This window comes from Providencia sp. PROV048, assembly GCF_033688165.1.
In the GTDB taxonomy this organism is placed as follows: domain Bacteria; phylum Pseudomonadota; class Gammaproteobacteria; order Enterobacterales; family Enterobacteriaceae; genus Providencia; species Providencia hangzhouensis.
This window is the reverse complement of sequence record NZ_CP096360.1, coordinates 2,855,404-2,878,898: the sequence shown is the minus strand read 5'-3', so window position 1 is coordinate 2,878,898 and position 23,495 is coordinate 2,855,404. Positions and strand designations below refer to the sequence as shown.

Genomic DNA, 23,495 nt, shown 5'->3' with positions numbered 1-23,495 from the left:
ACTCTTGTTTCCCTTGAAACCTGTTTGATTTTTCAAAAAGTCACAATGAGATAAAAGCAGCAATAGTCGTTAGCTAAATCGTTAAAGTTGCAAAAGTATACCCACTTTAGCAAAAGATAGAAGTGTTATTCTACCACTTGGTTTCAAGGAGCACGGCAACCTAAATTCTCGCATTGCCTTTTTGTATTACTATAAAATCAAATAAATACGTTTTATTCGTATTATGTTCCATAGAAATAGACAAAAAGCATTAATCACGAAAAGATACTAACACGCTATAAAATATTTAATAGTACTATAGCACCAACAAACAAACGAATTTTTAACAAAATTAAGCAGGGTGTGACATACAAAGCTAACATTGCCATAAAAATAGATAACATTTTTTGATGAAAATGTTTCTCAAATCCATTCACATTATTGTGGCTTATAGTATTGTATAAGTAATAAAGCAGTACGATATTGAATATAACGAATTAAAAGGTTACTTATGACCCAGCTAAGACAAGCGAAATATCGTCAGGATTATCAAGCACCTGATTACACAATTACAGAAATTGACCTCGATTTTAATCTTGATCCAGTGAAGACAGTGGTTACCGCAATAAGCAAGGTAAAACGCCTTAATCCGCAATCTTCAACGCTTGAACTCAATGGCGAAGATTTATCACTAGTCAGTATTGAAGTCGATGGCAAAGCATGGCAGGACTATAAAGAATCTGAAGGTAAATTGATTATTGAGTCATTACCTGAATCATTCACACTACGGATTGTGAATGAAATTAGTCCTGAAAAAAATACAGCGCTAGAAGGGCTATATGTTTCAGGTGAGGCGTTATGCACACAATGTGAAGCGGAAGGTTTCCGCCATATTACCTATTACCAAGACCGACCAGATGTGCTGGCTCGCTATACCACTACAATTACAGCGGATAAATCACGTTATCCTTATTTATTATCAAATGGTAACCGTATCGCAGAAGGTGAGTTAGAAGACGGCCGCCATTGGGTGAAATGGGAAGACCCATTCCCAAAACCAAGTTATTTATTTGCCTTAGTCGCAGGCGATTTTGACGTTTTAAAAGACATATTTGTCACTCGTAGTGGTCGTGAAGTTGCGTTAGAGCTCTTTGTTGATAAAGGCAATTTAGACCGTGCTCCTTGGGCAATGCAGTCCCTTAAAAATGCCATGAAATGGGATGAAGAACGCTTTGGTTTAGAATATGACCTTGATATCTATATGATTGTTGCTGTTGATTTCTTCAACATGGGAGCAATGGAAAATAAAGGGTTGAATGTCTTTAACTCGAAATATGTTTTAGCCAAAAGCGAAACCGCGACAGATAAAGACTATCTGAATATCGAATCCGTGATTGGCCACGAGTATTTCCATAATTGGACAGGAAACCGCATTACTTGTCGTGACTGGTTCCAATTGAGCTTAAAAGAAGGGTTAACTGTTTTCCGCGATCAAGAATTTAGCTCTGATTTAGGCTCTCGCTCTGTTAACCGTATCAACAATGTTAAAGTGATGCGTTCAGCCCAGTTTGCTGAAGATGCAAGCCCAATGGCGCACCCGATCCGCCCTGACAAAGTCATTGAAATGAACAATTTCTATACTTTAACAGTGTATGAAAAAGGGTCTGAAGTCATTCGCATGATCCATACGCTGCTCGGTGAGGAAATGTTCCAAGCGGGAATACAACTTTATGTTCATCGCCATGATGGCAGTGCGGCAACCTGTGACGATTTTGTGCAGGCGATGGAAGATGCGTCAAATGTTGATTTATCACTATTTCGTCGTTGGTATAGCCAATCAGGGACGCCAGTTTTAACTGTGCGTGATGAATATTCACCAGAAAAACAACAATATACGCTACATGTTAGCCAAATGACGCCACCTACGGCGGATCAAGCTGAAAAACGACCATTACATATCCCATTGGATATCGAGCTCTATGATGAGCAAGGTGGAATTATTACGCTAAAACGTGATGGTAGTGTGGTAAATTCAGTGCTAAACATTACGCAAGAAACTCAAACGTTTGTTTTTGATGAGGTGACAAGTCGCCCAGTTCCCTCCTTATTGCGTGAGTTTTCAGCCCCTGTAAAATTAGATTACAACTACACAGATGAGCAATTAGCTTTCTTGATGCAGCATGCAAGCAATGAATTTGCTCGTTGGGATGCTGCTCAGCAACTCATTAATAATTATGTAAAAATTAACGTGGCTCACTATCAAAATGGCGAGACTTTAGTTTTACCTGAGCCTGTGGTTGATGCTTTTCGCGGTGTATTATTAAGTGATTCGATTGACCCTGCGTTAGTCGCCTTGATCTTAACGTTACCTTCTGAAAATGAGCTGGCAGAATTATTTACGGTTATCGACCCTGTTGCGATCCACGAAGTTATAAACTTTATTCATCATCATTTAGCAGTAGAAATGCATGATGAACTTCTCTCGGTTTATCGCTCCATTAATATTGATGGCTATCGTGTTGATCACCAAGATATCGCTAAACGCTCATTGCGTAATATTTGCCTGCAATACTTAGCCGCGGGTGATGATAGCGAGCTGGCGAACAAATTAGTGTTGGAACAATACCAATCTGCCGATAACATGACGGATTCATTGGCCGCATTGACCGCAGCTAACGAATCACTGTTACCTTGTAAAGCACAGTTAATGGCAGACTTTGATGAGCGTTGGCACCATGACGGGTTAGTTATGGATAAGTGGTTTACCCTACAAGGGGCGAACCCTGCAAAAGAAGCGCTTGCCAATGTACGTGAATTATTGGATCACCGCTCATTTAGCATGAGTAACCCTAACCGTGTTCGCTCACTTGTCGGTGCTTTTACAGCAGGGAATCCCGTTAATTTCCATGCGAAAGATAGCAGTGGTTACCAATTTTTGTATGAAATTTTAGTTGATCTCAATACGCGCAACCCGCAAGTGGCTTCAAGATTGATTGAGCCGTTGATCCGTTTAAAACGTTATGATGAACAGCGCCAAGCACAGATGCGTAAAGTGCTTGAGCAATTAAAAGCACTTGATAACCTGTCTGGTGATCTATTTGAAAAAATAACCAAAGCGTTAGAAAGCTAGTTTATATATAGCTAGCTAGTTGTTGGTTTTAATAAGCCGCTAAAAAATTTCATTTAGCGGCTTATTATTGTTTATGACAAAAGTGGAATATTAAATGAGAGATAACTCTCATAAAATGCTTGTTTTCCCTCGAAAACCCAGGCAAACGCATTTTTATTGATTTTTTCATAGTAAAAGGATGGTGAGATAGGGTAATCTATAGCGCGTTTTATCCGACGAAAAAACCGCATGTATGAATGAAAGCTCGGCAAATTGTATTTGGCGAGGTTTTAGCGTGCGATATGATGTCTACTCTATTGAAACGTACTAGTAAAAATAGGTTATTGGATATGCTATATCACCTTGCCCGCAAGGCACTGTTCCAGCTCGACCCTGAAAAAGCACATGAATTGACTTTTCGCCAGCTTCAACGTTTGAATCATTCCCCTTTCCAATGTCTTATTCGCCAATCTGTTGCCACTAAACCTGTTCAATGCATGGGGCTTTCCTTTAAAAACCCACTAGGGCTCGCCGCGGGTTTAGATAAAGATGGTGAATGTATTGATGCATTTGGTGCCATGGGGTTTGGGTTTATAGAAATTGGTACGGTAACCCCTCGTCCTCAGTCAGGTAATGACAAACCGCGGTTATTTCGACTTGTAGAAGCTGAAGGTTTAATTAACCGGATGGGGTTTAATAATAAAGGTGTCGATAACCTTGTAGAGAATGTTAAAAAATCGAATTACGGCGGGGTCATTGGTATCAATATTGGTAAAAATAAAGATACGCCTGTTGAACAAGGTAAAGATGACTATTTAATTTGCATGGATAAGGTCTATGCTCATGCAGGTTATATTGCTATTAATATTTCCTCACCAAATACGCCTGGGCTACGAACATTACAATATGGCGAAGCACTGGATGATTTATTAAGTAGCATAAAAGCAAAGCAACTGGAATTACAATTACAGCACCAAAAATATGTGCCTATTGCTGTAAAAGTTGCGCCTGATTTATCTGAAGAGGAAATTATCCAAGTTTCAGATAGCCTAGTTAGGCATAATATTGATGGCGTTATTGCAACGAATACCACGCTAGATCGTTCTTTGGTTCAAGGGATAAATCATTGTAATGAGGCTGGTGGGTTAAGTGGCCGTCCTGTGCAATTAAAAAGTACACAAGTTATTAAGATTATTTCACGTGAGTTAAATGGAAAGCTGCCAATAATTGGAGTCGGTGGAATTGATTCCCTTACCGCGGCGCGTGAAAAAATGGAAGCGGGTGCCTCTTTAATTCAAATTTATTCTGGTTTTATTTATCATGGGCCAAAATTAATTAAAGATATTGTTAATCATATCTAGTAATAAATTGTAAATTTACGTATCAAGGGGGTTTATTTATTCCCCCTTTTAAACTATATTGCTAATAGTGGCTATTTTTGTATCAAGTTGAACTCAATTTTCAGTAGATTTGCTATTTAGATAACAATATTATCCAGTTATTTCTAACGCATCTTCTTATTTAGCAGATCCAATTTTTAGCATATAAAAATAGCCTTAGAGTAAATTTAGAAAGGATCATTATAGAGATCATTTCTACTTTATTTACCGGTAAATCGCTAAAGGATCGTTTATGAATATTAAACCTGATGATCATTGGCGTTGGTATTTTGATCATGACCATAATAGGGTGATGTTAGATCTCGCCAACGGCATGATATTTCGTTCATGTTTTCCTGCTAAGATGCTAACGGTTTTTGCTCGTAATGAGATGCCTTTTAGTATCGAAGATGCAGGTGAATATTATTTATTTGATGAGCAGGCTAAAAGGCTAAATATTACTCAAGAAGAAAGAGCTGAATTAGTCTTAAATAGTTTAGTTGCTTTTCGTTTTTTAAAGCCACAGATGCCAAAGAGTTGGTACTTTTCTTCATTTCACTATATTAATGCGCCTAAGCAAGGGCAAATAATTCAAGTGTGTTTAGAAAATACGAACCGTTACTTCACATTTATTATTGCGGAAGCTGGTCCATCTGCGAGTTTATGTTTATTAGCTGAACCAATATTAGAATTACCCGATCGAACTTTACGATTTTGCGATCCAATTAAGATCATGAATGATCGCATGCTTGAATATTCATCTAAAGTGAAGCGTCAATTATACGGTAATGCTATTTAAATGATCGCTAGAGATCAAAAAAGAATAACTAAATAAATAGGCTTTTTGCTAATTTAATGAATCCCAGTTTGCGTGTTTAACACCATCATAGAATTGAACCCTTGATGGTGTTAAAAATAAAACCAGTGCTTAGTTAAACGCTAATTTAACAGATGTTTTCGGGATACAACTACAGGCGAGTATATAACCGTTTTCTTTAATGGCGCTTTGTTTTAATGGGGTGACTTCTCCTGAAATCAGTTTAATTTTACAGCGGCCGCAGATACCAGCACGACATGAATAAGGGATAGTTAAACCATTGGATTCTAATTGCTCAAGGATCACATTTTGGTTATCACCTTCATATTCTGTTTCTTCAAAAACTAAACTGACATTATTGGCTTGGGTCTTCAAGCTATTAGCTGCTAGGTCACTTTCACGTTCTTGAACTAAATATTGTTTTGCTGGTTTAGTTTCTAGTACCGTCAGGGTATCACCAACACGAATAACCCCCGTATTTTTAATAATCACATTTTGTCCGAAATCGACATCACCAGTTTCATCTGAACGGAAGGTTTGCAGTGTCGCAAGTGGCTCACTGTGGGGATGTTTAATTCCTTTTTCTGGGCTAACGGTCGTTAAAATGCACCGGCTACATGGCCTATCTAATGTAAAAACGACATCACCAATTTGAATGGTTTTCCATGTGTCTTCTTCAAAAGGCTTGGCACCTGTAATGATTAAATTGCCACGAAACTGCTCTAATTTAATACTCGCAGGGCAACGGCGCTGTAGTTCTTGGACTGAAGCTTCGTTGATCAGTAAGAAAGGGTAGCCATCAGCAAAAGACATCGGCACATCTTGGTGTTCTTTGACACGGCGAGAAAGCTGTGGGCTCAGCCAGCGTAGTTGTACGGGCTCATCAAAAAAGCTACTTAACCAGCGATTTATTGCTTCAGGTGCAATAAGTGCATGAAAATGATTACCCCAAACTTCAGTAGGGCTCTGCTTCTCGTTAAAGTCCTGATACAATACCGTTGCACTTTCGCCATTTGGTGCTCGCAAGTGAAGACCATTATTGAGCATTACCGGTGTAAAAAGTAACATTTGTGGATATTTTCTCGCCGTAATAAACTTACCTTCCAGCGTGGTTACCATAAAATTACGATCAAAAGTCAAACCGCTAATATCAGCGAAGGCGTGGGATAAACGAACTCCTCGCATAGATTTAACTGGGTGTGTGTAAAGGCGCGAAAGCGTTATCATTTTTTAATCCTTATAATTGTGCGTAGCAACTTTATGACAACTGCATAAGATTAGCTATAATGCGCAACAATTTTTCATCCAAATTGGTAATAAATACTATGAATTCTCTGTTTGCCAGCACAGCTCGCGGCCTTGAAGAACTACTGAAAACGGAATTAGAATCGCTTGGCGCTAGCCAATGCAAAGTGGCCCAAGGGGGGGTCTATTTTCAGGCCGACGAACGTGTGATGTATCAAAGCCTACTGTGGAGTCGGCTGGCATCGCGTATTTTATTGCCACTGAATGATTTTGATGTCTACAGTGACCTAGATTTGTACCTCGGTGTACAAGCTATCGACTGGAGTGAGATTTTTTCAGTCAATGATACCTTTGTTGTTCATTTTACGGGGACTAACGAAGAAATTCGCAATAGCCAATACGGCGCATTGAAAGTGAAAGATGCTATCGTAGACAGCTTTGTACGCAAGCTTGACCAGCGGCCTGATGTGGCTCGCCAGCAAGCGGATATTCGTATTAACGTCTATCTGAATAAAGAGAAAGCCAGTGTGGCTCTCGATTTGAGTGGTGATTCATTACATATTCGTGGCTACCGCGATTTGGCAGGCCAAGCCCCCTTAAAAGAGACACTGGCAGCAGCAATTATTAACCGTTCAGGTTGGCAGCAAGGAACTCCCTTGGTCGACCCGATGTGTGGTTCAGGAACATTGTTAATTGAAGCCGCAATGATGGCAACGGATAAAGCCCCCGGTTTACACCGTACTCATTGGGGGTTTTATGCATGGTCTAAATTTAACGCGGAACTTTGGCGTGAATTAACCACGGAAGCGCAAGTGCGTTTCCGCCAAGGTTTGAAAGAGACGACATCGCGCTTTTATGGTTTTGATATCGATAAGCGTGTACTTGAAATGGCTCGTGCGAACGCACGCCGGGCAGGGTTACAAGATTTAATCACCTTTAAGCAAGGTGATGCCGCTGCATTGGAAAACCCAGTTAAGGTCGATACGTTAGGCACAATTATTAGCAATCCCCCGTATGGTGAGCGTTTAGAAAGTGAGCCTGCTTTAATTGCGCTACATAGTCAGTTAGGGCGGATCGTGAAGGCCCGCTTCCCTGGTTGGCGTTTATCGATTTTTAGTGCTTCTCCTGAGTTACTCAGCTGCTTGCAACTGCGTTCAGAGCGTGAGTTTAAAGCTAAGAATGGTCCTTTAGATTGTGTCCAGAAAAACTACCAGCTAGCGGCTACGCCATCAGAAACGATAGCGGAAATTTCACCTGATTTTGCAAATCGCTTACGTAAAAATATCAAGAAATTAAGTAAATGGGCAAAACAACAAGGCATTGATAGTTACCGTGTTTATGATGCTGATTTACCTGAATACAATGTTGCGGTTGATATTTATGGCGATAAAGTGGTGATCCAAGAATACGCGCCACCGAAAACCGTTGATGAACGCAAAGCTCGTCAACGCCTATTTGATGTGATCACTGCAACAATGAATGTGCTAGAACTGACATCGAATCAGCTAGTGTTAAAAACGCGCCAGCGCCAAAAAGGCAAGCAGCAGTATGAGAAATTAGCGCAAAAAGACGATTTCTTTTTAGTGCAAGAATACAATGCGAAAATGTTGGTGAATTTGACGGACTATCTGGATACAGGGTTATTTCTTGACCATCGTATTGCCCGTAAAATGTTAGGCCAGATGAGTAAAGATGCCGATTTCTTAAATTTGTTCTGTTACACCGGCACTGCCACTGTGCATGCAGGGCTTGGCGGCGCGAAAAGCACCACTTCCGTAGATATGTCACGCACTTATCTTGAGTGGGCTGAGAAAAACCTACAAGCGAATGGGCTAACAGGTCGCCAACATCGTTTAATTCAAGCGGATTGCTTGAGTTGGCTGGCGAATAGCCGGGAACAATTTGATTTGATCTTTATTGATCCCCCAACATTCTCAAATTCAAAACGCATGGATGGTACGTTTGATGTGCAACGGGATCATATCCAATTGATTACCCACCTAAAGCGGTTATTACGCCGTGGTGGAACCGTAATGTTTTCTAATAACAAACGTGGTTTCAAAATGGATCTTGAAGCAATTAAAGAATTAGGTTTACAAGCGCAAGAAATCACAGCGAAAACACTGTCAGAAGATTTTGCTCGTAACCGTCAAATACATAACTGCTGGCTAATTAGCCACGCAGAGTAAGGATAGAATCAATGGCTTTAATTAATTTGTCGGGTGCATACCTTTCGTTTAGTGATGCCCCATTACTGGATAATACCGAAATTCATATCGAAGATAACGAACGTGTATGTTTGGTTGGCCGCAATGGTGCAGGTAAATCAACGTTAATGCGTGTGTTAACGAAAGAACAGCCGTTAGATGATGGCCAATTGGTTTATGAGCAAGATTTAGTTGTTGCACGCTTGCAGCAAGACCCTCCGCGTAATATTGAAGGCACTATTTTTGATTTTGTGGCTGAAGGTGTTGCAGAACAAGCTCAGTACCTCAAAGATTATCACCATGTTGCGAAAGAGGTCGAAACCGACCCGAGTGAAAAAAATCTAAATAAATTGGCTGAATTGCAAGAGGTGTTAGATAACCGTAATTTATGGTTATTAGATTCTCGTATCAGTGATGTGCTGAAAAAACTCGGTTTACCTGCAGATGCAGAACTGTCTTCATTATCAGGTGGTTGGCTACGTAAAGCGGCTTTGGGTCGTGCGTTAGTGAGTAACCCGCGAGTACTCTTTTTAGATGAGCCAACCAACCACTTAGATATAGAAACAATTCTTTGGCTGGAAAATTTCCTAAAAGATTTCCAAGGCAGCATCGTATTTATTTCCCATGACCGTTCATTTATCCGTAATATGGCAACCCGTATTATTGATTTAGACCGTGGGAAATTAGCATCTTGGCCGGGTAATTATGATGACTACTTGGTGAATAAAGAAGAAGCTTTGCGTGTTGAAGAGATGCAAAATGCGGAATTTGACCGCAAATTAGCCCAAGAAGAGACGTGGATCCGCCAAGGTATTAAAGCGCGACGTACTCGTAACGAAGGTCGTGTTCGTGCGCTGAAAGCGCTACGCGTAGAGCGTTCAGAGCGTCGTGAAGTGATGGGCACAGCGAAAATGCAAGTGGGTGAAGCAGCCCGTTCTGGCAAAATTGTGTTCGAAATGGAAAATGTGAATTACCAGATTGATAATAAAGTACTGGTAAAAGATTTTTCAGCTCAAGTATTACGTGGCGATAAAATCGCGCTAGTTGGGCCAAACGGTTGTGGTAAAACAACATTATTGCGTTTGATGTTGGGGGATTTGCAAGCAGATAGCGGACGAGTGCATTGTGGGACTAAGTTGGAAGTTGCTTATTTCGACCAGCACCGCGCAGCATTGGACCCAGATAAAACCGTGATGGATAATTTAGCGGAAGGTAAACAAGAAGTCATGGTGAATGGTAAGCCACGCCATGTTCTCGGCTATTTGCAAGACTTTATGTTCCCGCCAAAACGTGCAATGACACCGGTTAGGGCGCTTTCTGGTGGTGAGCGTAACCGCTTGTTGCTTGCGCGTTTATTCCTAAAACCAAGTAACTTATTGATCCTCGATGAACCGACTAACGACCTTGATGTCGAAACTTTAGAGTTACTCGAAGAGCTAGTTGATGGTTACCAAGGAACGGTTTTGTTGGTTAGCCATGACCGAGAGTTTGTTGATAACAGTGTGACAGAATGTTGGATCTTCGAAGGTAATGGGGTCATTAACCGTTTTGCTGGTGGGTATTATGATGCTCAACAACAAAAAGCACAAACCGTGAGTTTGAAAGCAGAACAAACAGGTAAAGTGGCTGGCCAAGATAAACCAACGAAACCGAAAGAAGCGGTAAAGCGGTCAAATAAGCTCAGTTATAATTTATTACGTGAATTGGAACAGTTGCCAGCAAAATTGGAACAACTTGAAAGTGATATTGAAGCACTACAAGCTCAAGTTGGCGATGCAGATTTTTTCAACCAACCGCATGATGTAACAGAAAAAACGCTGACTCAGCTATCTGCAAAAGAAGCTGAATTAGAGCAAGCGTTTGACCGTTGGCAAGAGCTTGAATTACTGAAAAACGGCGAATGACGCTTTAATTAAAGGAGCAAATACACTTTGTGCAACCATGAGTCTCATGAACATGTGCTTTGTCCTCAGTGTGACATGTTGGTTGCAGTTCCTGAATTGGAACAAGGGAGCAAAGCAACGTGTCCACGCTGCGAAACCACATTGGTCTCAAAGTGGCGATATCCGTATAAGCAGCCAGCAGCATATGCATTTAGTGCATTAATTATGCTATTTATTGCCTGCTTATTCCCCTTTGTTAAGATGGGCGCCGCAGGGATTGAAAATGAAATATCGTTATTCCAAATAATTGAAATTATAGCTACCACGCGCTATAGCGGTTTGGCGCTATTTTTTCTGTTTTTTTCATTGGTTATTCCTGCATTTTGTATGGTCACAATCATCCTTTTAGGGGTGCAGGTTCATATTCCTAAAAATATTAAAGTGGTGATCACCCGTATTTTGTTCCAAATGAAAGCGTGGTGTATGGCTGAGATTTTTCTAGCGGGGGTCTTAGTCAGTTTTGTTAAATTGATAGCTTACGGCGATATTGGCATCGGGTTAAGTTTTTTACCTTATTGCGCGTACTGCATGCTGCAAGTAAGGGCTTTTCAATGCTTAGATCGTCACTGGCTATGGAACCGAATTGAAGCGGCTCCGAAATTAGATAAGCCGTTAATCGTGGGCCAGACGGGTATTAAACAAGATGTACGCTTATGTCTTGTGTGTACGGCAATTTTACCGGCTGAACAATCAAAATGCCCACGCTGCCACTCCCATGGTAGTGTACGTAAAAAACAAAGTTTACAATGGACTTTGGCTCTTTTAATGACATCAATTATGTTGTATATCCCTGCGAATGTGTTGCCGATGATGACCACAAATACGTTAGGTACAGCATTAAATTCGACCATTATTGATGGCGTCATTTTACTGTGGGAAGACGGGTCATATCCTGTTGCTATGGTGATTTTTGTTGCCAGTATTATGGTGCCTACATTGAAAATGATAGGAATTGCATGGCTTTGTCTAGATTCCAAAGGGTATGGTAATCGAGACCCGCATCGTATGCATTTTATTTATGAGCTGGTGGAGTATGTTGGCCGTTGGTCAATGATAGATGTGTTTGTTATCACCATTTTAGCCTCTTTGGTTCAAATGGGGCAATTGATGAATATTGTCCCTGCGATGGGGATTATTTTCTTTGGTGTGGTTGTTATTCTCACAATGTTTGCAGCGATGACCTTTGACCCCAGATTAACTTGGGATCGCTGTGAAAGAAAAAATGCAGTAAATACTGTTGAACAAGAAGGAGTCATCGGGTGACTGATAAAGAAACACCACAGGCCAATGCCAAAATTAGTAAGTTAAAAAGTTGGTCGCCTGTATGGGTGATCCCAATAGTGACAGTCTTGCTTGGCGCTTGGGTCTTATTTTACCATTTTAGCAACCAAGGCCCTGAAGTGACATTAATCACTTACAATGCTGAAGGAATAGAAGCAGGTAAAACCAAAATTAAAAGCCGTAGCGTCGATATTGGCGTTGTGGAAAGTGTGACACTTGATGACAATTTTAGTCGAGTGGTCATTAAAGCGCGTTTGAACAATGAAATGAAAGAATTACTGCGTACTGATTCTGCGTTTTGGATTGTAAAACCAACAATTGGGCGTGATGGCGTTACTGGGCTAGGTACATTACTTTCAGGTGCTTACATTGAGCTTCAACCGGGCTTAGCGGCAAAAGAGCATTTCGAGTTTACCTTATTGGATACCCCACCTCTTGCATCACCTGATGCTAAGGGAATTCGTGTTGTATTGGTGAGCGATAAGGCAGGACAATTAAATCCAGGTGATCCAGTGTTATTCCGTGGTTACCGGGTCGGTTCTGTTGAAACGAGCGACTTTGATATGGATAAACGCGATATGCGTTATCAATTATTTATCAATGCGCCTTATGACAAATTGATTAGTTCAAATGTACGTTTTTGGAAAGATAGCGGTATAGCTTTTGATATGTCATCCCAAGGCGTGCATGTTGAAATGGGCTCAATCGCGACATTATTGACCGGTGGTGTGAGTTTTGATGTTCCAACCGGGTGGGTTCCTGGTGCTAACGTGAAGGAAAATGCTGAATTCCAACTGTTTGACAACCAAAGCAGCATTCAAAATTCCTTGTATACACAGTATCAAGATTTTGTCTTATTCTTCTCAGACTCAGTGCGAGGCCTACAACCGGGCGCGCCGGTAGAGTTCCGTGGTATTCGTTTAGGTACTGTTGCACAAGTGCCTTTTTATACCGAAGGTTTAGACCAATCACTGGATAATGACTTTAGAATTCCTGTTTTGATCCACATTGAACCAGAACGTTTTTCTAAGGATGTCGGTAAGAACTTTAATTTAAAAAATGAATTAAATTTAGCTTTGAAAGATGGCTTAAGGGCATCACTAAAATCAGGGAATTTATTAACGGGCGCGTTATTTGTTGATCTGGATTTTGTGCAAAATGCAGAGCCTTATAAAGGCCCAACCGTGGTTGCCGGCTATAAAATTATCCCAACAACCAGTGCAGGTTTAGCGCAAATTCAACAAAAAGTCATTGCGGTGTTGGATAAAATTAACAATATGCCAATTGAACCGATGCTTAACCAAACGACACAAACATTGGCTGAAGGGCAGAAAGTTGTTAAAGAAGCTAATGCGATGTTGGCTCAACTCAACAAAGTTATGGCGAGTAAAGAGTTCCAAAATTTACCTCATGACTTACAAAAAACACTGCAAGAAATGAACCGTGCAATGCAAGGTTTCCAACCTGGTTCTCCAGCTTATAATAAAATGGTGGATAACATGCAGCGTTTAGACCAAGTATTAAGAGAAGTTCAGCCGCTTCTACGTACTTTGAATAATAAGAGTAATGCGTTAGTTTTCGAAGCTGAGCCAACGAAGGATGTTGAGCCTAAAGGAGTGAAAAAATAATGAGATATTTACTATCAATATTTGTTTTATTATTGGCAGCTTGTAGCAGTACCCCAGAGAAAAAGTACTACCAACTGCCAATGAAAACTCCTCAGACACAATCTGCAGAGGTGATGAATAAAGGCCAAGTGTGGTTACAACGCATCATGTTATCAGATGTGCTGACATCAAATGGGATTACTTACCAAACGACAGATGTCAGTTATACCAATGCAAGTACGCATCTATGGGCGAGTCCTTTAGAACAACAGCTTGGTCAGTCGATGGTGAGTGAATTATCTGCAGCGTTACCTGAAAAACTCGTGTCTTTGCAGCCATTACAAAACTCACCGGATACACTTGATATTACTTTGACGGCCTTTAATGGGCGGTATGATGGTAAAGTATTAATCCAAGGCTTTTGGACTTACACTCATGATAAAAACGTGATCCGTCGTAATTTTGATGTACAGCTAGACCAAAATGAAGATGGCTACCCTGAGCTAGTTCGCACGTTATCAATGGGGTGGCAGCAAGTCGCTGAGAGTATTGCGAAAGAGATAGATAAATACTAATCATTGGTTATTACTTAAGTAATTTATATTAAATGCACCTTGAATATATGTGGTTTATATATTCAAAGTGCATTTTTAATTTCATTAAATATAGATATTCTTTTTATTTATATATTAGTGAATAATAATTGATTTTGTTCGCTAATACTATGATAAATAAAAGAATGTTTTTATTTTTAAATCAAATCAATAGGTTGTGTTAATTGTCATATACAAGTCACATTTATGCCATTTATGACAAATATATGAAAATCTTTACTTGATTTTTTTTTCAACGGGCGCTATTTCTATAGTGTACCTATTAAAAATAGTAGGTACTGTTTTCTTTTCCATTTAAATGATGAGGGAAGTAAGGCATGAAAAGACAGAAGCGAGACCGTTTAGAAAGAGCTTTATCAAGAGGTTATCAAGCAGGTTTAGCAGGGCGCTCTAAAGAGTTGTGCCCATATCAAGCAGTAGATGCTCGGTCGCATTGGCTAGGTGGTTGGCGAAAGGCGATGGAGGATCGAACCATAGCGGTGGTGTAACCCCAATATTCTTTGAACGTTTAGCTTAAATAGCCTGAGCTCGTTTTCTTGCATATTTTTGGGTTTTTAAGCTGAAGGTATTCATTCATTTAAAAACCTCCGCCATTGCGGAGGTTTGCATTTCAAATATTTAGAATGCGCTGGTGTCTTTAAAAAGACCCACTTTTAAGTCTGTTGCAGTATAAATTAATTTACCATCAACTAAGACTTCACCGTCTGCTAACCCCATGATCAGTTTACGGTTGATCACGCGTTTAAAGCTGATGCGGTAAGTAACTTTTTTCGCGGTAGGGAGAACTTGGCCAGTAAATTTAACTTCGCCAACACCTAAAGCGCGCCCTTTACCTTCACCGCCGAGCCAGCCAAGGTAGAAGCCAACTAGCTGCCACATTGCATCGAGGCCTAAACAACCAGGCATGACAGGGTCGTTTGTAAAGTGACAGCCAAAGAACCAAAGGTCTGGATTAATATCCAATTCAGCTTCCACATAACCTTTGTTAAATGTACCGCCATCTTCAGTCATACTGACGATACGATCCATCATCAACATATTTCCAGATGGCAATGGAGGACCATTTTCTCCAAATAACTCACCTTTACCAGAAGCAATTAAATCATCTTTTGTGTAGGATCCGCGTTTCTCAACCATGTTCTTAAGATAGCCTTTATTAAGTGTAGGTCTACAGGATAGCTTACACTTGTACGCTGAACAACTCCGATCTGCTATTTTTTACGCAATCTTTACTTAACTTATCCATTTTAAGAACCAAGGAAGTCGGGCTTTATCAGGTGAGTTTGCTTGATTGATCCGTTCTTGAATTAAAGCTAACAGGTGTACATTTTCTTCTTCAGCTTGTTGTTCAAAGTAAGGTTGCTTAGTCAATATAGTAATGGCTTGGGCGACATGTTCAACAGGCCAAATGTGGAATTGACCTTCTTTTACGGCTTCAACGACAGCAGACTTGGTGCATAAATGGCGAACATTTGCCATCGGGATGATGACACCTTGGTTGCCAGTTAACCCACGTTTTTCACAGATATCAAAGAAACCTTCAATTTTCTCATTCACCCCGCCAATAGGTTGGACATAGCCAAATTGGTCAACTGCACCCGTGATAGCAACTTGCTGGTCAATAGGTTGCAGTGATAATGCGCTAATTAAAGCGCACAGCTCTGCGAGTGATGCGCTATCACCATCAACTTCACCATAGGACTGCTCAAAGACGATAGAGGCGGAGAAAGGCTGAGGCTGCTCTAATTTCAGCTCGTAATTTAAATAGGCTTGCATGATCATCATGCCTTTGGCGTGGATATTCCCACCCAGCTCTGCTTTACGTTCTACATCCGTGAATTCACCGTCACCTAAATGTGCGACACAGGTAATACGGGATGGCTCACCAATAGCGTCAGGGTGCCCTGGATATTGTAAGACAGACAAGCCATTAACTTGGCCGATAACTTCGCCTTCAGTTTTAACGAAGATTTGTTCTTGCAAAATATCGTCCTGAGTACGTTCAGCAAGAAAACTGTGGCGCCATTGGCGGTTTTCATTTGCTTGCTTAAATGACTCTTGAGTCAGCAAATGGTTAACATGGTAGTGGCTGGCATCAACAAGAGAGCGAACTAACCAAAGAATATCAAGAGGAAGATTAAATTTATCTTCACAGTAACGAACAGCTTGTTGGATGAAAGGGACCCAGCCATCAGCAGAAATATGTGGTAATTTATTGGATTCAATAATGGATTTGACATAACGCATCCATAAGCTCAATTGTTCTTCATCTTCGAAGAACATAATAGGCTCATATTCGCCATAAATTGCGCAGCTAAATAGTTCCGGTGATGTAAATTCAAACTCTTCTAAAGCTAATCGGTCACCAACAATAATGACTTTAAGTTCTAAAGGTTGTGGTTCAATTTCAATCGGTAAAGGCTGATTCTCAGAATAAGGTAACCATTCAAGTTGTTGACGGTTAACCATATTTTTTAGGCGAGCCCACATTAAAGGTTGGCTAATTAATGCGCTAGCTGCGATAACTAAGATCCCGCCATTAATTTGGTGAAGTAATCCTGGCACTAAATTCAATGAAGGGGTGACATAGCCAAATAATTGTTCGGGTTCTATCCAACTACGGTAAGCAATTTTTTCATGGGAAGAGAAACGGCTTTTAACACCACTTTTCCATTGAAAAAGACGGCTATCTTCAGATAATTGATAATCACCATCAATGGTATTTATCTCTGCCAGTAAAGGGGTAATTGCATTAGCATAAAGGCTAAGATACGCCTCACTGTCATCAGACTTGATAAACATGAAGCGTGTTTGGGCAAATTCATCAACGAAATGTTGTATGCCATCAGATAGCCTAGGCTGAATGTCTGATAAAATTGCAGGGGTCAACGTTTCTGAAGATACAAATTTCGTCTGAAATGACGATAAGTTAGGAATTAGGCCTTGCCATGTTAGTTCTTGACTGATCACTATAATTATCTGCTATTAATAGAGTTATAAATAAAATGCCTGCCAGTAAGCTGGGCGTATATGCCTGAAAAAGGTTTATTGAATAAATTTGCTAAATAGCATTGTTTGTTTTATAAACAAATTTCAGGCTAATTCATTACCCAATGGGCAAGCTTGTTATATTAGCCTTTGATAGGCAATCTTGCAGCAATAATTGTTGAATTATCGACTAGAATAACGAAAACATAAATACAATGGGTAGTGTCATTGGCCAAGTTAAGCCAATAAGTATGGCGCTCAGTAGGCGCATAAAAAAGTTTGGATCTTTTGTTACGAGTAGGGTAAATAGCATTGCGCATACACCGCCAATCCCATAGATGACGAGTATGTATTCAAATGTGGACATGCAGTTTTATTAATTTGTTAACAGATAGGGGCGGATTGTACACTATTTTTACAAGGTAGGCTTACCTTCTTTATTGAAAAAGTGAATATTCCACTAAATCGAATATCTGCATGAGTATTTTGTTTATAATCTTGCTAATATAAAAATAGGTTCAATTTTCTTCAGGAAAAATTATGAAATATCAGCAGCTTGAAAATCTTGAATGTGGCTGGAAATGGGAATACCTCGTCAATAAAGCAAGAGGTGGCGAAGCAATTACCCGCTATATAGAAAGAAGCGCAGAAAAAGAAGCCATAGACTTGCTGCTAAAAATGGAAAATAGACCGGTTGATGTACTAAAGTGGATCACTCAGCATATGAACCCAGAGCTTGATAACCGAATGAAACAGAGTATTCGGGCGAGGCGTAAGCGTCATTTCAATGCCGAGCATCCACATACACGTAAGAAATCAATAGATTTAAATTTTTCAGTATGGCAGCGTTTGTCTAATCTTGCCGTGAAGCGTAATAAAACGTTGTCTGAAACTATTATTCAGTTGATTGAAGATGCGGAACACAAAGATAAATATGAAAGCCAAATGAGCTCATTAAAACAAGATTTGCAAGCGATCCTTGGAACATCAAAGGAAAAAGATAATTAAAGAAGATCTGTGAGGATCCGTGCTGGCAATTCAAGCTATATGATGATTGCGGGAAGTTTAATTTTAAAAGTTAATTTTTGTATCGAGCCTATTATTTTCAGTAATAAAAAACCCCAATATTAATTGGGGTTTTTGTATTTCAGTTCGAAATTCAAACTAGGGCTAAGAATTAAGCACCTGGCTGAGTTACAACTTCAGTTGTACCTTGGATTTCGATTTCAACGCGACGGTCTGGCGCTAAACACTCGATCAGAGCTGCACGACCTTTAACGTTGTCACATTTGTTACCAGTTACTGGATCTTCTTTACCACGGCCTTCTGCAGCGATTGCGCTAGCTGGAACGCCTTTAGCAACTAAGTAGTCAACTACAGACTGAGCACGTTTTTGTGACAGTGGTAAGTTGTAGTTTTGTGAACCGATACGGTCAGTGAAACCAACTACCAGTACGCGACCTTGAGTTGGGTCGATGCTGCTCAGTTCGTTGTACAGCTCATTCAGAGCTTCTTGACCTTCTGGTTTCAGGCTTGCTTTGTTGAAGTTAAACAGAACGTCTGAACGCAGAGTAAAGCGTTTGTTTTCAACAACTGGAGCTGGAGCAACAACTGGAGCTGGCGCAACAACTGGAGCATCAGCTTGACCGAAACGGTAAGCAACACCAACGCTCAGCATGCCGTTGTCTGGACGAGTACCGATGTTGTCTTTATCACCTAAGTTGCTAACCCATTGGTAGTCTAAACGAGTAGCCCACTCTGGAGTGATTGCGTACTCAAGACCCAGTGCGTATACAGGTGCAACGCCAGTGTCAGTTTCTTTGAAACGACCTTGAGTTTGGTTAGCTTTAGCTTCTGTACGGTAAACCATACCACCTAAACGAGTGTAAACGTCTAAGTCATCCATGATTGGATAGCTTAATTTAGTAGTTAATGAAACACCCATAGATTTCAGGTCACCGCTGTTACCAGCGCCTTTGTATTTCATTTTACCGAACCAATCGTAACCAAGCTCGAAGCCCATGTATTGGTTATATTGGTAACCAGCGAATGCACCAGCACCGAGAGTATCACGGTCAGTAGTGTTACCTACGTGAAGATTAGTTTCAGGTGAAGTGAATTTAGTGTCTTCATAGTGAGACCAACCTAATTTAGCACCGGTATACCAAGTGTTATCTTTTGGAGCTGCTTGTGCAACGGTTGCAAAAGCTGCTACTGCCACTGCTACTGCGATAGCTGTTTTTTTCATTTTTACGCCTCGTTATCATCCAATATTGGCTTGGCTTCGCTGAGCCTTATTATATGCCATTGGTTTAATTTACTTGCTAGGTTTCGCAGACATTATCTACAAAAAAATAATAAAAGTAAAAAAATAATGCCATAAGCCGAACAAGCTAAAGTCTACAACGAACTTAAAAAGATACAAGTAGAGTGAGCAATAATCGTTAAAAAAAGTATTTTTTTAGTGTATAAATCAGAGAGATATGTATATTTTCTGTAATGATTATATTTAATCTATCTGATTGATCTACAATACTTTTAATTTAACTTTAGAGACAAATATGCCTAAAGGTTAAATTTAGTAAGAAAATTCTTAATCTTAGCTAGTGGTAATGATTTGAATGAATTTTTAAGTGGTTTGGCTGTCCTGCTAGTGTATTAATCATATTAAACGTTTTCTGTGGGCGCATAATTAAACCGATAGAACGGCCTTCTTGAGCTGCGTATTGCAAGCGAATAAAATCTTGCTCGCTTATTTCCGGTAGCCACCCTAGAACCACGCTATAATTCCCACTTCTTAAGGCTTTTTCCATGGCATCAATCGTGGTGATATCTTCCATATGATTTAATTGCATAACTTTATGAGTTGGTATTCCTGATTGTTCTAACCAGTGCTTACTGAGTTTCTTATTAGGGCTTAACCAGAGCAACCAGCGTGATTGAACCCCAAACTGGCGAAGCATTGGCAACAAAATGTAATCCATAATAGGGTGTTTTTCATCGTAAACAAGTTCGCTCACCATACCTTGTTGTATAGAGCTGTTAGTAAGCCCTGTAGCAGGGATTGATTGTGCGTAATTATTAAGAGAATGTTCTGTTGAGTTGTTCCAAGAATAGATGCTCATAATTTACCTCGTTACAATGCTGTATGAACATACAGTAACTGTATATCCATCCAATATCAAGACTATTTTTTCAAAGCGCTTCGCAACTTTGTTGTTTTTTTCTGCATTCTTCTTGGCATTTTTTATGGAAGCTCTCAAAATTAGTTATGCGTAATTATCTGTAAAAAAAGAAGTTATAAAATTATTTTTCTCAAGGATGAAAATTGAGCATACCCAAAAAGGAGTTTGGTAATGTTGTTAGAAGAAGAAAAAATTTTTTATTTATCTCGTTTGTTAAGTCAGTTTGGCGAGCTAAAACGCAAAAATCATTTTGGTGGATTTTGTCTATTAGTCGATGATGCCATTGTAGGATTGGTACTCGACGGTTGTTTTTATTTGCGTGGCTGCTTAGTGGCAAGAAGTCACTTTGAAGCGTCAGGGTTCAATCGGTTAGTTTATAGTAAAAAAGGCATTCCATTGGAAATGCGCTACTATCTACTTTCGGAACAAGTTTGGCATGACGAGCCCTTGTTTCTCCAATATATTGAGTTGGCGTACCGTTCAGCTATCGAGGAATTAAAACAAAAGCAATCAATAACTATGCGCATAAAAGATTTGCCTAATATGAATATGTCGGTTGAGCGCGCACTAGGGAAAATCGGAGTATCGCATGTTGATGAGCTGCGTATGATGGGGGCAAAGGCTTGTTTTATGAAGCTAAAAAAACATGGTAGGAATAACCCAAGTATTAAGTTACTCATTGGCTTAGCCGCTGCAATAGAAGGGTGTCATAGTGCTGTTTTACCCAAGGATATCAAACAAGAGTTAATTGCTTGGTATAATAGTTTTGAGTTGACATCAGCCTAAACCTGCGGAAAGCGACTGTTATTATAATTAATATTACATTACGCGATATGAAATGGGTGGGTATTTAGGATTTTAATACCCGCTCATCGGTATATTTATGACGCACTAATGGTTCGAATTATCTGTTTTATCTCAGGGATTAATTCGAGTAATAACTTAGTTTGTTCCATGATAAGTAACGTTTTTTCGTCATCACTAGTTGAAATATTATCTATTCGGTTTAATAAACTATGGCGAAGCTCATCTGATTTTTTATCAATAACGAGTGGGTCAATGGTGGTGATTTGTAACGACGATTCAACATAGCAAATTGCGTCGTTGAGTAATGAAAGGTTACCTTCATTTTGCATTTTTTCACGATGTGCGCCTAATGCAGAAATATAACTGAGTAAGGTATGGTTTAAGCAGAGTAGGCGAAAAGCTTGTTCTTGGGTGATTCGATAAGACTTAGGGTCAGAAGCCATATTGGACACAATAGAAGCGAACTCTGCATCATTATTATGTGCATCTCTACGTGCAATTCGGTACTCAAGGCGGTTGTCTTTACCTTGGTAGTATTGTTGTAAAATAGCATCTAAATAGCGGCAGTTGCTATCCATAGTTTTTTGAATGACTTGGGGAAGTTGGCGGAACTTCCAGTCTGGCCAAATAAAGCTAACGGCAAGTAATGCAATAAAACAACCAATTAATGTGTCAATGATCCGTGGAAGTGCAACATCAAACCCCTCGCCCAATAGGTTAAAACAAAACAAAACGAGAAGTGTGATAAATAATGTTGCTTGGGCATATTGGCTACTGCGAAACATAAAAAACAGTAAGCCAGAAATAACGATTAGCGTAAGTTGCCCTTCCATTGAGGGGATTAAATTCAGCAAAGGTAAACCAATGAGAATACCAACAATAGTTCCTATTATGCGAAGGGCTAAGCGGCGTTTAGTGGCGCTGTAGTTAGGTTGGCATACAAATAAGCTAGTGAGTAATATCCAATATCCTCTTTCCATATCAAATAGTTGGATAATAATATAGCCAGTACAAAGGAGAATTGACATTCTTACTGCATGGCGAAATAAAGATGATTTTGGCGTTAAATGGTGCTTAACCCGCGAAATAATATCACTAATACCGGATAACGATTCATCAGATAACTGTTCTATTTGCTTATTATTTTGCTGCCATGAACTCTGCTCAAGGCTTAGGCCTTTCAGTTGGACGTCAATTCCTTTTAAGTTTTTAAGTAAGTTATATAGGGCCTTAATTTCATGAAGCTCAGGCGATTGCTGTTTTAGTAGCTGTAGCGATTTTTCAATGTAAGTGAAAGTACGCTCAAAACGAGGGTTATGTTGGTATTGTTTACGCCATAAAACAGATTGAGCAACTTGCTGGCAGGCTCTCGCTTGCATAGTTAATAGGCGTTGGAAACGAAATAAAATATCACAATGACGTAAAGTACGGCTAAGTTGTTGATATTGAATATGAGACGAACTCGCTCGTTCGTGAATATCTTGGGCAACAAAATAGTATTGTAGCGAATTTCGGGTACCTTTTTGTCCCCGGTCTCCTTTTAACCGACTCAGTAATGCAATTTTTGCTTGGTTCATGGTACTGACCAAATGACTGTTTACTAATGCTAAATCATAAACTGAGCGTTGATAGTCATCTTCTAAGTCAGGGTCAAATAAGTTGGCTTTTGCATCTAGATAAGCTGAAAGTTGCTGATAGCATTGGGTAATTGCATCTTGTAATGGCCTAACAGGAAATAAGATATGCCCAATCAAGGTTAAAATATTATACCAAATAGCCCCTGTGAGTAATAATGTGGGTTGTTGGTACCAAGTATCAAAAATGGGTACGCCGAGCATGGTATAAATGGCAATTAACAGCGCACCAAATGCGATGGTTGCGTATCGCTGCCCTAAAGCGCCGAGAAGAATAAAGCCACAGGTAGAAAATGCGAGGCCAAAAAAGAAAAATAAAGGATAGGGAAAAAGTAGTTCAATAGAAACTGATGCAATAAAAAAACAAAAAAGTGTAATAATTAAATTTTTTATTCTGCCAGTTAGCCTATCATCTAAGTCAGTTAGTGCTGCAGCAACCACACCCAATGTCAGTGGGATGGTGATTTTAGGCTCTTGGTTTAACAACCACGGCACTAAGGTTGCGCCTGTCAGGGCTATAAAGATTCGGATATAATATAAAAAATGGCTGTTATATAGCACACGACGATAACTGGTAAGCAGTGTTAACACAAAGTACCTCAAAGGTAAGACAAGCCCTAATCTATATAGGATAGCTTGTTTGCCAGGAATAAAAAACCGTTTGGAATCAAGCTAACCGTATTTTGTCATTGATTTTCTC

At 39.8% G+C, this 23,495-nt stretch carries 18 protein-coding genes; 11 read left to right on the top strand and 7 right to left on the bottom strand.

Annotated features, from left to right (window positions below; all coding sequences use genetic code 11):
* The first annotated feature begins 490 nt into the window (after positions 1–490).
* The 3 genes from pepN (at position 491) to M1F26_RS12755 (ending at position 5,266) form a co-directional block, all read left to right on the top strand.
* Positions 491–3,109, top strand: a complete 2,619-nt coding sequence (gene pepN, locus M1F26_RS12765; RefSeq protein ID WP_140170779.1) for an aminopeptidase N — start codon at positions 491–493, stop codon at positions 3,107–3,109.
* A 329-nt stretch (positions 3,110–3,438) separates the two neighbouring features.
* Complete coding sequence (gene pyrD, locus M1F26_RS12760; protein ID WP_140170912.1) at positions 3,439–4,449, top strand: quinone-dependent dihydroorotate dehydrogenase; 1,011 nt, start codon at positions 3,439–3,441, stop codon at positions 4,447–4,449.
* A gap of 271 nt (positions 4,450–4,720) precedes the next feature.
* Positions 4,721–5,266 carry a cell division protein ZapC gene (locus M1F26_RS12755; protein ID WP_140170778.1) on the top strand — a complete coding sequence of 182 codons (546 nt, stop codon included), beginning with the start codon at positions 4,721–4,723 and terminating at the stop codon, positions 5,264–5,266.
* A 129-nt stretch (positions 5,267–5,395) separates the two neighbouring features.
* Here M1F26_RS12755 and M1F26_RS12750 read toward each other — a convergent pair whose 3' ends face one another.
* The gene (locus M1F26_RS12750) at positions 5,396–6,511 is read right to left on the bottom strand and encodes a YcbX family protein (RefSeq protein ID WP_140170777.1); all 1,116 of its coding nucleotides are present in this window, start codon (positions 6,509–6,511) and stop codon (positions 5,396–5,398) included.
* A gap of 98 nt (positions 6,512–6,609) precedes the next feature.
* Here M1F26_RS12750 and rlmKL point away from each other — a divergent pair, with 98 nt between their 5' ends.
* From rlmKL to rmf, 6 genes are all read left to right on the top strand, one after another.
* Complete coding sequence (gene rlmKL / locus M1F26_RS12745; protein ID WP_140170776.1) at positions 6,610–8,718, top strand: bifunctional 23S rRNA (guanine(2069)-N(7))-methyltransferase RlmK/23S rRNA (guanine(2445)-N(2))-methyltransferase RlmL; 2,109 nt, start codon at positions 6,610–6,612, stop codon at positions 8,716–8,718.
* Positions 8,719–8,729: 11 nt separating this feature from the next.
* Positions 8,730–10,640 carry an ABC transporter ATP-binding protein gene (locus tag M1F26_RS12740; protein WP_140170775.1) on the top strand — a complete coding sequence of 637 codons (1,911 nt, stop codon included), beginning with the start codon at positions 8,730–8,732 and terminating at the stop codon, positions 10,638–10,640.
* A 75-nt stretch (positions 10,641–10,715) separates the two neighbouring features.
* On the top strand, positions 10,716–11,942 hold the full coding sequence (gene pqiA / locus M1F26_RS12735; protein WP_233618358.1) for a membrane integrity-associated transporter subunit PqiA: 1,227 nt from the start codon (positions 10,716–10,718) through the stop codon (positions 11,940–11,942).
* Positions 11,939–13,588: an intermembrane transport protein PqiB gene (pqiB, locus tag M1F26_RS12730; protein ID WP_125892669.1), complete on the top strand. Its 1,650-nt coding sequence runs from the start codon at positions 11,939–11,941 to the stop codon at positions 13,586–13,588. The genes pqiA and pqiB overlap by 4 nt, the downstream gene beginning before the upstream one ends.
* A complete protein-coding gene (pqiC, locus tag M1F26_RS12725) occupies positions 13,588–14,142 on the top strand; it encodes a membrane integrity-associated transporter subunit PqiC (protein WP_125892671.1) in 555 nt (184 codons plus the stop codon). Before pqiB ends, pqiC begins: the two co-directional genes overlap by 1 nt.
* Positions 14,143–14,498: 356 nt before the next feature.
* Positions 14,499–14,669: a ribosome modulation factor gene (gene rmf, locus M1F26_RS12720; RefSeq protein WP_004256131.1), complete on the top strand. Its 171-nt coding sequence runs from the start codon at positions 14,499–14,501 to the stop codon at positions 14,667–14,669.
* A gap of 130 nt (positions 14,670–14,799) precedes the next feature.
* Here the strand turns inward: rmf and fabA are convergent, their stop codons facing one another.
* From fabA to M1F26_RS12705, 3 genes are all read right to left on the bottom strand, one after another.
* The gene (gene fabA, locus M1F26_RS12715; RefSeq protein ID WP_004909641.1) at positions 14,800–15,318 is read right to left on the bottom strand and encodes a bifunctional 3-hydroxydecanoyl-ACP dehydratase/trans-2-decenoyl-ACP isomerase; all 519 of its coding nucleotides are present in this window, start codon (positions 15,316–15,318) and stop codon (positions 14,800–14,802) included.
* A 96-nt stretch (positions 15,319–15,414) separates the two neighbouring features.
* A complete protein-coding gene (locus M1F26_RS12710; protein ID WP_140170773.1) occupies positions 15,415–17,151 on the bottom strand; it encodes an AAA family ATPase in 1,737 nt (578 codons plus the stop codon).
* A 208-nt stretch (positions 17,152–17,359) separates the two neighbouring features.
* A complete protein-coding gene (locus M1F26_RS12705) occupies positions 17,360–17,482 on the bottom strand; it encodes a GhoT/OrtT family toxin (RefSeq protein WP_004256125.1) in 123 nt (40 codons plus the stop codon).
* Between the two features lie 227 nt (positions 17,483–17,709).
* On the opposite strand from M1F26_RS12705, the gene matP reads away from it, so the two are divergent.
* The gene (gene matP / locus M1F26_RS12700) at positions 17,710–18,177 is read left to right on the top strand and encodes a macrodomain Ter protein MatP (protein ID WP_140170772.1); all 468 of its coding nucleotides are present in this window, start codon (positions 17,710–17,712) and stop codon (positions 18,175–18,177) included.
* Between the two features lie 169 nt (positions 18,178–18,346).
* Here matP and ompA read toward each other — a convergent pair whose 3' ends face one another.
* Both ompA and sulA read right to left on the bottom strand, forming a co-directional pair.
* Positions 18,347–19,417, bottom strand: coding sequence for a porin OmpA (gene ompA / locus M1F26_RS12695; protein WP_140170771.1), 1,071 nt, complete (start codon positions 19,415–19,417; stop codon positions 18,347–18,349).
* A gap of 355 nt (positions 19,418–19,772) precedes the next feature.
* Positions 19,773–20,294, bottom strand: a complete 522-nt coding sequence (gene sulA / locus M1F26_RS12690; protein ID WP_140170770.1) for an SOS-induced cell division inhibitor SulA — start codon at positions 20,292–20,294, stop codon at positions 19,773–19,775.
* Positions 20,295–20,525: 231 nt separating this feature from the next.
* Here sulA and M1F26_RS12685 point away from each other — a divergent pair, with 231 nt between their 5' ends.
* Positions 20,526–21,140: a TfoX/Sxy family DNA transformation protein gene (locus M1F26_RS12685; protein WP_140170769.1), complete on the top strand. Its 615-nt coding sequence runs from the start codon at positions 20,526–20,528 to the stop codon at positions 21,138–21,140.
* 95 nt (positions 21,141–21,235) lie between these two features.
* On the opposite strand, the gene yccS is transcribed toward M1F26_RS12685, so the two are convergent.
* The gene (yccS, locus tag M1F26_RS12680; RefSeq protein WP_140170768.1) at positions 21,236–23,386 is read right to left on the bottom strand and encodes a YccS family putative transporter; all 2,151 of its coding nucleotides are present in this window, start codon (positions 23,384–23,386) and stop codon (positions 21,236–21,238) included.
* Between the last annotated feature and the right edge of the window lie 109 nt (positions 23,387–23,495).

What these genes read in the sequence shown, in the direction of transcription:
- pepN (WP_140170779.1), top strand. Translation starts at nt 491, where the DNA reads ATGACCCAGCTAAGACAAGCGAAATATCGTCAGGATTATCAAGCACCT.
- pyrD (WP_140170912.1), top strand. Translation starts at nt 3,439, where the DNA reads ATGCTATATCACCTTGCCCGCAAGGCACTGTTCCAGCTCGACCCTGAA.
- M1F26_RS12755 (WP_140170778.1), top strand. Translation starts at nt 4,721, where the DNA reads ATGAATATTAAACCTGATGATCATTGGCGTTGGTATTTTGATCATGAC.
- M1F26_RS12750 (WP_140170777.1), bottom strand. Translation starts at nt 6,511, where the DNA reads ATGATAACGCTTTCGCGCCTTTACACACACCCAGTTAAATCTATGCGA.
- rlmKL (WP_140170776.1), top strand. Translation starts at nt 6,610, where the DNA reads ATGAATTCTCTGTTTGCCAGCACAGCTCGCGGCCTTGAAGAACTACTG.
- M1F26_RS12740 (WP_140170775.1), top strand. Translation starts at nt 8,730, where the DNA reads ATGGCTTTAATTAATTTGTCGGGTGCATACCTTTCGTTTAGTGATGCC.
- pqiA (WP_233618358.1), top strand. Translation starts at nt 10,716, where the DNA reads ATGTTGGTTGCAGTTCCTGAATTGGAACAAGGGAGCAAAGCAACGTGT.
- pqiC (WP_125892671.1), top strand. Translation starts at nt 13,588, where the DNA reads ATGAGATATTTACTATCAATATTTGTTTTATTATTGGCAGCTTGTAGC.
- rmf (WP_004256131.1), top strand. Translation starts at nt 14,499, where the DNA reads ATGAAAAGACAGAAGCGAGACCGTTTAGAAAGAGCTTTATCAAGAGGT.
- fabA (WP_004909641.1), bottom strand. Translation starts at nt 15,318, where the DNA reads ATGGTTGAGAAACGCGGATCCTACACAAAAGATGATTTAATTGCTTCT.
- M1F26_RS12705 (WP_004256125.1), bottom strand. Translation starts at nt 17,482, where the DNA reads ATGCTATTTACCCTACTCGTAACAAAAGATCCAAACTTTTTTATGCGC.
- matP (WP_140170772.1), top strand. Translation starts at nt 17,710, where the DNA reads ATGAAATATCAGCAGCTTGAAAATCTTGAATGTGGCTGGAAATGGGAA.
- ompA (WP_140170771.1), bottom strand. Translation starts at nt 19,417, where the DNA reads ATGAAAAAAACAGCTATCGCAGTAGCAGTGGCAGTAGCAGCTTTTGCA.
- sulA (WP_140170770.1), bottom strand. Translation starts at nt 20,294, where the DNA reads ATGAGCATCTATTCTTGGAACAACTCAACAGAACATTCTCTTAATAAT.
- M1F26_RS12685 (WP_140170769.1), top strand. Translation starts at nt 20,526, where the DNA reads ATGTTGTTAGAAGAAGAAAAAATTTTTTATTTATCTCGTTTGTTAAGT.